Genomic DNA, 8,644 nt, shown 5'->3' on the forward strand with positions numbered 1-8,644 from the left:
TGTTATTCCACCCGTCATTGTGGGCATCCTCGTTGGCATTCTCGCCGCGATCATGGGGGTTGGCGGCGGCTTTATCATGGTCCCTGCCATGATCTATATTCTGGGAATGCCGACCAAAGTTGTGGTTGGCACCTCGCTCTTTCAGATCATTTTTGTGACCGCTTTCACCACGCTCTTGCACGCCACGACCAACTTCACGGTGGATATGGTGCTGGCGGTTCTGCTGCTTGTCGGGGGCGTCATCGGCGCACAAATCGGGGCGCGGATCGGCGTCAAACTGAAGGCCGAACAGCTGCGGATCCTGCTTGCGCTCATGGTGCTTGTGGTCTGTGGCAAGCTCGCGATGGACCTTCTCTTGCAGCCAGCCGAGCTCTACTCTATCGGCGCAGTGGGGGGCCACTGATGCGCTTTGCTCTGGCCCTTGTCTTTCTGTTCTTGGCGCCCATGGCCTCTGGCGAAAACGTCGTGCTGGGCCTCAGCCACAAGTCTGTTTCGATCACCACAAATTTTGACGGCTCCGAAATCCTGATCTTCGGCGCGATCAAGCGCGAGACGGCCTTGCCAAAAGGCGACCCTATCCAAGTGGTTATTGCTGTGTCAGGGCCGGAACAGCCGCTGACCGTGCGCCGCAAGGACAAGCGCTTTGGCATCTGGATCAACACCGCCGAAGTCGAAGTCGACAGCGCGCCGGCGTTTTACGCCATCGCCACATCTGCGCCCTTTACCGAGGCGCTGACCGACACGCAAGACCTGCGCCACGGCGTCTCTATCCCCCGTGCGATCCGCTCTGTGGGCGCACCAATGGACATTGAAAACGCCGTTGATTTCACCAAAGCCGTGATCCGTATTCGCAAGGAAAACGGCCTCTATCAGCTGCGCGAGAACAGCGTTGAAGTCGTTGAGCAAACCCTCTTCAAAACCTCGATCACAATGCCCGCCAACCTCACGGAAGGCGACTATCAGACCCGTATTTTCCTCACGCGCGGTGGCGAGGTTGTCTCCGAATACAACACCGTCATCGAAGTGAAAAAAGTCGGGCTGGAGCGCTTTTTGTTCAACCTTTCGCGCCAGCAGCCGCTGGTCTACGGGCTGCTCTCGCTCGCCATCGCGATCTTTGCGGGCTGGGGCGCGTCGGCCGTCTTCCGCGTCTTTCAGCGGAACTAGCCGCGCCCGATATAGGGCATTTTCGTCGCCATCAGCGTCATGAACTGCACATTCGCCTCAGGCGGCAGCGTCGCCATGCTATAGACCGCCTCGGCCACATGGCGCACATCCATCATCGGCGGCGGAGAGTCGGGCGTCTTGGCGGCCAGCTCCTCCAGAAGGGCTGTGCGCGCATTGCCAATGTCGATCTGGCCGCAAGCGATATCAAGGCTGCGCCCGTCAAGCGAGAGCGCCTTGGTCAACCCCGTGATCGCGTGTTTCGTCACGGTATAGCTGACCGCGTTTTCGCGCGGGGCGTGGGCCGAAACCGAGCCATTGTTGATGATCCGTCCGCCCTGCGGGCTTTGGGCGCGCATCTGCGCAAAAGCCGCGCGGGCGGCGTAAAACATCCCGTTGAGGTTCACATCGACCGCAGCCTGCCACGCCTTGAGCGACAGCGCATCAATCGGCGCGGCGGTGCCAAAGCTGCCTGCGTTGTTAAAGAGCACATCAAGCCGCCCTGCTTTGGCCATGAAGGTTTTGAACGCGGCTTCAACAGCGCTGGCATTGGTCACATCACAGGGGAGCACAACGGCCCCCGCCTGCCCGGCCGCAATCTCTTCCAGCGGGCCGCGGCTGCGCGCCAGCAGCCCGACACGCCAGCCATGGGCAAGGAAGTGCTCGGCTGTGGCGCGGCCAATGCCGGCGCTTGCGCCTGTGATCAGGATGGATTTCATAGCTCTTCCTCGGCTTCCAGTTCCAGCTTGGGGGCAGGCACAACAAGATCAGCCGTGGTCAGCGGCGCGCTCGGCTTTGAGAGGCGGTTGCGCACCACCCAGAGGAGCCGCTCTTCGGCGCGGGTGATCGCGACATAGGCGAGCCGCTTCCAGAGCGGCTGCCCCGCCTCGCTCCGCCCCATGCGCGCGGCGGCGTAAAGATCGGGCGCGAAGACCTGCACATCGCGCCATTGGCTGCCTTGGGCCTTGTGGATCGTCACGGCCGCGCCATGCAAAAAGGCCGCCCCCATGCGGGCGGCAAAGGGGATAAACGGCTCTTCCTCATCGGGCATTTCGATCTTCACAATCGAGGCGGCCGAGACTTGCGGGTCTTCGGCACCGACCACATGAAGGCGCGAAAAGCCGGGCTTGCGGCCTGGCCCCAGATAAATGACTTGTGCGCCTTTGATGAGGCCGCGCGCCTCCAGATCAAGCCGCTTTTTGCGGTGTTTGAGCGGCAGCTCCAGCCCATCGCAAATGAGTGGTTCGCCCTCAAGCAGCGCATCAACGGGGGCGTCATAGACGCGGCGGAAAGCATTGATCAGGCGAATGCGCGTGGCATTGCGCCAAACGAGCACGGGGCTGCGCGCCATCAGATCCACTTCGACCCGCTGGCTCCAGACGACCCGTTCATCGCGCGCGGCGGCCTCTTCGATCATCCGCTCAAAGCCCTCAAAACTCAGCTCAGGATCGGCCAACGCATGGGCCAGATCAAGGATCGGGTTGTTGGCGTCCTGTCTGTGAATGCGGCTCAGATTGAGCACGGCGGGGGCGGGCAGCTTTTCAAACACCATCGTGCCCGACTGGTTCACAGGCGCAAGCTGGGCCGGATCGCCAAACAAAATGAGGCTGGGGAAAATCTCTTTGAGGTCTTCAAACTGCTTGTCATCAAGCATTGAGGCTTCGTCGATCATCCCGACATCGAGCGGCTCGTCGCGCCGCTTCCAGCCTGTGATAAAGTCAGAGCCGCGCAGACCCGCCGCCGCGAGGGCCGCAGGAATAGACTTATTGGCCTGATAAAAGGCATAGGCGCGCTCCAGCGCGACCTCGGTTAGCCCTTCGATCTCGGGCTTTTCGCCCTGCCCCGTCAGCCATTCGGCGATGCGCTCATATTCGGGGTCGTAGACGGGGGAGTAGAGAATGCGGTGAATGGTTGTGGCGGGCACGCCGCGCATCCGCAGAACGCTTGCCGCCTTGTTGGTGGGCGCAAGGATCGCCAAGGTGCGGCGGTCTTTGCGCTTTTTGCCTTCAAAATCGCCCGAGACCACATCAAGCCCCGCCTCTTCCAGCGCGCGGTAGAGCGCGGCGAGGAGCAGGGTTTTGCCAGAGCCTGCCTTACCCGTGATCGCCAATGTCTTGTTGGCCCCGCCTTGGGGCGGCTGAAGCAGGCCGTTTTCGATATCAATCCCTGCGGGGCGCAGCACTTCGGCAACGCGGTCAAAGGCTTCGGCCTGATCTTCGGACAGCTGTGTGATCTCTGTGTTCATGCGCGCGACCCTAGAGCCTTTTGGGCGCGCTTTGAATGGGCAAACGACCTAGGCGGCGTTTGATTTGGGCGGCGGCATAGCCCCGAAGGCGCGCCGATACCAATGCTGCATCATCGCGTCGCTCAGCTCGGCCTTTTGGACCAGCCGCGCCTTGGCGGCGGGCGTATAGCTCCAGAGGCCAAGGCTGGTTTTGCTGCGGCCCTGCCCCACGCTACCGAGGATTTCGGGGCTGGCGCCGATCTGGCGGTAAATCCGCTCCATCGGGGCATCAAACACGCCGAGAAAATGCGTGAGGCTCTGGCCCTCCATGAGCGCGGCCCCTGCCAGCATCAGCCGTGCTGCCGTCTGCGGGCCGCCGTTTTGGCTCAGGCAAAAGCGGGTGCACTCCCAGACAAAGGGGCTTTGAACGGGCGCGCCGTCTGACAGATGTAAAAAATGCTCATGGGTCATGCAGCGGGCGGTGGTTGGCAGAAAGCGCATCGAACCGCCGTGCAGCCCGTCGGGGCGCTGCCAGATGACATAGAGGGGGTTGAGCGCATCATATTGGTCGCGCTCCTCGCCCGCTGCGTTCACGCTGACCTCCCAGCCGAGGCGCTCGGAAAACTGCTTGGCGCGGTCCTGAAACATACTCGCCGCCAAGCGGCTGTGCGTGGTAAGGCTGTCGGCGTAGAGAAATCTGATCATGGTTAACCCTTCGTAAATGCTACGCAGGGTTTAGGGCGGATCGGTTAAGAGAGTTTAACGGCAGCGCACGCTTCTCAGACGATAATCAGCCCGTGCTGAAGGGCGCGGGCGACGGCGTGGGTTGTATTGGCCGCGCCGAGCTTGAAGCGGGCAGATTCGATATAGACCCGCAAAGTATGCTCCGAAATCGAGAGCGTATTGGCGACTTGGGCGCGCGAATAGCCCATGGCAAGAAAGGTCATCGCGTCAACCTCGCGGGGCGAGAGCGCGCGGGCGGCTTCGGGGGCGCGGTCCGGCTCAAACTCAAGCGCCTTCTGGTTGAAATAATGGCCCACAAGGATCAGCTCGCGCCGTGCCGCCTCGACCTTGCTGGCCCAAGTGGCATCATCGCAATGGTGGCTCACGGTAAAGAGCGCAAATTGCCCGCTTGGCCCGCGGATCGGCACAGAGAAGCCCTGATTGCCCACCCCATGGGCAAGTGCCTCGGCTTGAAAGGCTTTGGCGGGCTTGCCCGACCAGTCAAGCATCTTCCAGTCGACGGGATGAAAGCGCTGAAAGCAGCCCGTCACAACAGGGTCAATTCTGAGGTAATCGCGCTCGATATAGAGCTCGACCCACGCGGGGTCATATGTGCCGCAGCCATATTGCGTTCCCGTGCCGCTGACCCAGTGATAGACCAGATGATCGACTTGGAAATAATCGCGCAAGCGCTCTGAGAGCGCCTGTAACTCGGACAGTTCAGAGGCCTGTTCCAGAGCCTCCAACATCGTGACAAAGCTCAGGCTGTCTTGCGTTCGCGCCACGCGCGTCTCCCCCATGCGGCAAGGACACCATCTCACACGCCGCCAGAAGCACCGTGTCATCCAACTGCTCGGCGAGTTTGGGCAGGCCATTGGCCGCGGCAAAGCTGCGCAGATCACTCAGAACGTCCAGTATCCAGTCATTCTTCATGTCAATACTCGCCTTTGAAGGGTTAACGAACCATTAACAGAAGTGTAACATGGCGATGAAATTCAACCTATTCGCGAGTATTCCTTCCCCCGAAACAGGGAGGGCCGCAAATTTAAGCCCTTGAAAAGAAAAGCCCCGCACTTGGAACGCCAAATGCGGGGCTGATTAGGGTCTGAACGCGGGGCCGTTACTGGCCCGCAGCGACCACGTCTTCCAAGGTGCGCAGGCCCGTCTTGGGCGCCTGAACCAAGACCGACATATTGCCGGGCTTATGCTCGTTGCGCATCATTTTGATGTGGGCCGCGGGGATGTCCTCCCATGGGAACACTTCAGACATACAGGGGTCAAGGCGGCGCTCGATCATCAGGCGGTTGGCCGATGCGGCTTGCTTGAGGTGGGCAAAGTGGCTGCCTTGAACGCGCTTTTGGTGCATCCAGAGATAGCGCACATCAAAGGTGCAGTTGAAGCCTGATGTGCCCGCACAGATCACGACCATGCCGCCTTTTTTGCAGACAAATGTCGAGACAGGGAATGTCGCCTCACCGGGGTGTTCAAAGACGATGTCAACGTTGTTGCCCTTGCCTGTGATGTCCCAGATCGCCTTGCCAAACTTGCGCACCTCTTTGAACCATTCGGCATATTCGGGCGTGTTGACTGTGGGCAGCTGGCCCCAACAGTTGAAATCCTTGCGGTTGATCACGCCTTTGGCGCCGAGACCCATGACAAACTCGCGTTTGTCTTCGTCCGAGATCACGCCGATGGCGTTGCCGCCCGCCGCGTTGATGAGCTGGATCGCATAAGAGCCAAGGCCGCCTGAGGCGCCCCAAACCAGAACATTCTGGCCCGGCTTCAGCTCGTGCGGGTGGTGCCCAAAGAGCATACGATACGCAGTGGCAAGTGTGAGCGTATAGCAGGCGCTCTCTTCCCATGTCAGGTGCTTTGGGCGCGGCAGAAGCTGCTGCGCTTGCACGTTGGTGAACTGGGCGAAAGAACCGTCTGGTGTCTCGTAACCCCAGATGCGCTGGCTTGGAGAATACATCGGATCGCCGCCGTTGCACTCTTCGTCGTCGCCGTCATCCTGGTTGCAGTGGATGACAACCTCGTCGCCGACTTTCCAGTTTTTCACCGCCGAGCCAACGGCCCAAACGATCCCCGAGGCGTCAGAGCCTGCGATGTGATAGGGCTGGTTGTGGCTGTCAAACGGGCTGATCGGAACACCGAGGCCCGCCCAGACGCCATTGTAATTGACGCCCGCAGCCATGACCAAAACGAGGACTTCGTGGCTGTCGAGCACGGGTGTGTCGACCACTTCGACCTGAAAGCTCTTGTCAGGCTCGCCGTGACGCTCGCGGCGGATGGCCCAAGCATACATCTGCTTTGGCACATGGCCGAGCGGTGGCATTTCGCCAACTTCATAAAGGTCTTTTTCGGGCGCTTCATAAGGCGTTGCGCCTGTTTCGGTGTCCAAGGCCATCTGTTTACTCCATTGCCTGAGGCGGGGCTCTGCTGCACTGCAGAATCGCGTTTACGACCCAAGAGGTAGCGAGCTTCACGCAACTTTGCAACGCCAATTGACCACTTTTTGTAATTTTATAACCGAGCGAGTGCAGAAAAACCCTCGCTACCGCAGCAAATGCGCAATCGAATTGGCGTAATACTGCACCAAGGGCTGGCCTTCCTCAGTAATTTGGTAGCGGCCCTCTGCCTCCGAGACAAAGCCCCGCCCCACCAGATTGCGCAGCCCATACTCTAACGCGTAGGCCATATCCTCACGCGGGGCGTGAATATGCGCCTCTGGCATGGCATCCACCAGCGCCACAAAGGCCTCGCTATAGTCTGTGTGACTGAGCGGAGCCTTGGCCGCCAGAAAGACACTCGCCGCCAAGGGCACAGGCAGGACAGGCACAACCGCGCCGATCCTGTGCATCAAATCCTCTGCCAAGGCGTCGATTTCAGCGGGTGCATCGGCTGAGACCGCGCGCAGCGACACAGGCGCGCCAAAACTTACGGCGGCATAGCCAAAGCGGTGATAGCGCCCTGTCGCCCAATGCCATGTGATGCGCCAGATGTATTTCAACACAACAGAGATCCGCGCGCCAAAGCGCCTGTCGCCGCGCTGCCCTGCGGCCACGAGGATCTTGTCTTCAAAAACGCGGTCATAATTGATCGCCACGGGAATAAAGACGACATCGCGCGTCTCGGGGTCATACCCGTCAACGATATAACGCAGAATGCCGAGCTTGGGCTTGGCGAGCGCCCCGTCAAGCGAAAGCCCGCCCTCGGGAAAAACCGCCTGCGTCACGCCGCCCTCTGTGGCCAGCGCCACATAGCGCGCCAGCACGCGGCGATAGAGATCGCCGCGCGATTTGCGGCGGATGAAGTATGCGCCCATCGCGCGGATGAGGCGCGACAGCGGCCAGACCCGCGCCCACTCGCCCACCGCATAAGACAGCGCGCTCTGCTCGGCGGCGAGGTATGTCACAAGCACATAATCCATATTGCTGCGGTGGTTCATCACAAAGACAACCGTGGCGTCGCGGTCGATATTGGCGAGCGTCTCAGCGGCGTGGTGGCCGAGGCGCACACGGTAGAGCCGACGCGAGATAAACCGCGCCAACCCGATCGCAAAGCCGTAATAGAACGTCGTGCTAAACGAGGGGACAATCTCGCGGGCATAGCGGCGGGCACGCTCAAACGCCACGTTTTCGGGCACGCCCTCGCTTTTGGCATGATCCGAGATCGCGGCCCAGACCGCACCGTCATAAATCAGCCGTTGGATCATATCGTGCCGCCGCGCCAGTTTGAACGGCTCGATCGGGCGGGTCAGGCGGGTGTTGAGCTGCGCCACGGCCTTTTCCATACGGCGGCGAAAGAACCAGCGCACCGAGGGAAACAAAAAATGCGAGGCAAAGGTCACTGCCGCAAAGAGCAGAATAACCACCAAAAGCCAAAGCGGAAGGGCGACGGGCTGAAACATGGTCCAGTTTTGCCAGAACCTCGGGGCTATGCAAGAAGATTGGGCCAAGCGCCGCGCGAATGCCGCAACGCAGCGAATTGACGCGCCATAAAATTCCGATTATCAATCACTCAACGTAAGATAATTACCCAAACCGATTCACGAGGCCCCCCATGTCGCACGCGCACCCCACCGCCAGCAAAGACCGCCCTTGGCTCATCCGCACCTATGCGGGCCATTCCACAGCGGCCGCCTCCAATGCGCTCTACCGCTCCAATCTTGAGAAGGGTCAGACGGGTCTTTCTGTGGCCTTCGATCTGCCCACCCAGACGGGCTATGACAGCGACCACGTGCTCTCGCGCGGCGAAGTCGGCAAAGTCGGCGTGCCTGTCTGCCATTTGGGCGATATGCGGGCTTTGTTCAAAGATATCCCGCTGGAGCAGATGAACACCTCGATGACGATCAACGCGACAGCGCCTTGGCTTTTGTCGCTGTATATCGCTGTGGCCGAAGAGCAAGGCGCCGATGTGAGCGCGCTGCAAGGCACGGTCCAGAACGATCTGATCAAGGAATACCTCAGCCGCGGCACCTATGTCTGCCCGCCTGCGCCGAGCCTCAAGATGATCGGCGATGTGGCCGAATATTGC

General features: G+C 60.4%; 10 protein-coding genes. 3 read left to right on the forward strand and 7 right to left on the reverse strand.

The window, feature by feature from the left end:
• The coding region (locus ACTF58_RS06415) for a sulfite exporter TauE/SafE family protein (RefSeq protein WP_438991146.1) at positions 1 to 403 on the forward strand (403 nt) is incomplete at its 5' end.
• Positions 403 to 1,164 (forward strand): TIGR02186 family protein, encoded by a 762-nt coding sequence (locus ACTF58_RS06420; protein WP_438991147.1) that lies wholly within the window; start codon positions 403 to 405, stop codon positions 1,162 to 1,164. The genes ACTF58_RS06415 and ACTF58_RS06420, both read left to right, overlap by 1 nt.
• On the opposite strand, the gene ACTF58_RS06425 is transcribed toward ACTF58_RS06420, so the two are convergent.
• The 7 genes from ACTF58_RS06425 to ACTF58_RS06455 all read right to left on the reverse strand — a co-directional run bounded on the left by ACTF58_RS06425 (position 1,161) and on the right by ACTF58_RS06455 (position 8,018).
• Positions 1,161 to 1,880, reverse strand: coding sequence for an SDR family oxidoreductase (locus ACTF58_RS06425; RefSeq protein ID WP_438991148.1), 720 nt, complete (start codon positions 1,878 to 1,880; stop codon positions 1,161 to 1,163). The two genes, ACTF58_RS06420 and ACTF58_RS06425, sit on opposite strands and share 4 nt — an antisense overlap.
• Positions 1,877 to 3,406: an ATP-dependent DNA helicase gene (locus ACTF58_RS06430; protein ID WP_438991149.1), complete on the reverse strand. Its 1,530-nt coding sequence runs from the start codon at positions 3,404 to 3,406 to the stop codon at positions 1,877 to 1,879. The genes ACTF58_RS06425 and ACTF58_RS06430 overlap by 4 nt, the downstream gene beginning before the upstream one ends.
• A 48-nt stretch (positions 3,407 to 3,454) precedes the next feature.
• Positions 3,455 to 4,090 carry an acyl-homoserine-lactone synthase gene (locus ACTF58_RS06435; RefSeq protein WP_438991150.1) on the reverse strand — a complete coding sequence of 212 codons (636 nt, stop codon included), beginning with the start codon at positions 4,088 to 4,090 and terminating at the stop codon, positions 3,455 to 3,457.
• Between the two features lie 74 nt (positions 4,091 to 4,164).
• A complete protein-coding gene (locus ACTF58_RS06440) occupies positions 4,165 to 4,857 on the reverse strand; it encodes a helix-turn-helix transcriptional regulator (RefSeq protein WP_438991182.1) in 693 nt (230 codons plus the stop codon).
• Complete coding sequence (locus ACTF58_RS06445; protein ID WP_438991151.1) at positions 4,829 to 5,041, reverse strand: hypothetical protein; 213 nt, start codon at positions 5,039 to 5,041, stop codon at positions 4,829 to 4,831. Before ACTF58_RS06445 ends, ACTF58_RS06440 begins: the two co-directional genes overlap by 29 nt.
• A 187-nt stretch (positions 5,042 to 5,228) precedes the next feature.
• Positions 5,229 to 6,515: a crotonyl-CoA carboxylase/reductase gene (gene ccrA, locus ACTF58_RS06450; protein ID WP_438991152.1), complete on the reverse strand. Its 1,287-nt coding sequence runs from the start codon at positions 6,513 to 6,515 to the stop codon at positions 5,229 to 5,231.
• 147 nt (positions 6,516 to 6,662) lie between these two features.
• Positions 6,663 to 8,018 carry a 1-acyl-sn-glycerol-3-phosphate acyltransferase gene (locus tag ACTF58_RS06455; protein WP_438991153.1) on the reverse strand — a complete coding sequence of 452 codons (1,356 nt, stop codon included), beginning with the start codon at positions 8,016 to 8,018 and terminating at the stop codon, positions 6,663 to 6,665.
• Positions 8,019 to 8,170: 152 nt separating this feature from the next.
• Here ACTF58_RS06455 and ACTF58_RS06460 point away from each other — a divergent pair.
• A partial coding sequence (locus ACTF58_RS06460) for a methylmalonyl-CoA mutase family protein (protein ID WP_438991154.1) occupies positions 8,171 to 8,644 on the forward strand: 474 nt, incomplete at its 3' end.

The organism is Lentibacter sp. (assembly GCF_965657785.1).
In the GTDB taxonomy this organism is placed as follows: domain Bacteria; phylum Pseudomonadota; class Alphaproteobacteria; order Rhodobacterales; family Rhodobacteraceae; genus Lentibacter.

Excerpts from the sequence above, each read along its gene's own strand:
- ACTF58_RS06420 (WP_438991147.1), top strand. The coding sequence starts at position 403 with ATGCGCTTTGCTCTGGCCCTTGTCTTTCTGTTCTTGGCGCCCATGGCC.
- ACTF58_RS06425 (WP_438991148.1), bottom strand. The coding sequence starts at position 1,880 with ATGAAATCCATCCTGATCACAGGCGCAAGCGCCGGCATTGGCCGCGCC.
- ACTF58_RS06430 (WP_438991149.1), bottom strand. The coding sequence starts at position 3,406 with ATGAACACAGAGATCACACAGCTGTCCGAAGATCAGGCCGAAGCCTTT.
- ACTF58_RS06435 (WP_438991150.1), bottom strand. The coding sequence starts at position 4,090 with ATGATCAGATTTCTCTACGCCGACAGCCTTACCACGCACAGCCGCTTG.
- ACTF58_RS06440 (WP_438991182.1), bottom strand. The coding sequence starts at position 4,857 with ATGTTGGAGGCTCTGGAACAGGCCTCTGAACTGTCCGAGTTACAGGCG.
- ACTF58_RS06445 (WP_438991151.1), bottom strand. The coding sequence starts at position 5,041 with ATGAAGAATGACTGGATACTGGACGTTCTGAGTGATCTGCGCAGCTTT.
- ccrA (WP_438991152.1), bottom strand. The coding sequence starts at position 6,515 with ATGGCCTTGGACACCGAAACAGGCGCAACGCCTTATGAAGCGCCCGAA.
- ACTF58_RS06455 (WP_438991153.1), bottom strand. The coding sequence starts at position 8,018 with ATGTTTCAGCCCGTCGCCCTTCCGCTTTGGCTTTTGGTGGTTATTCTG.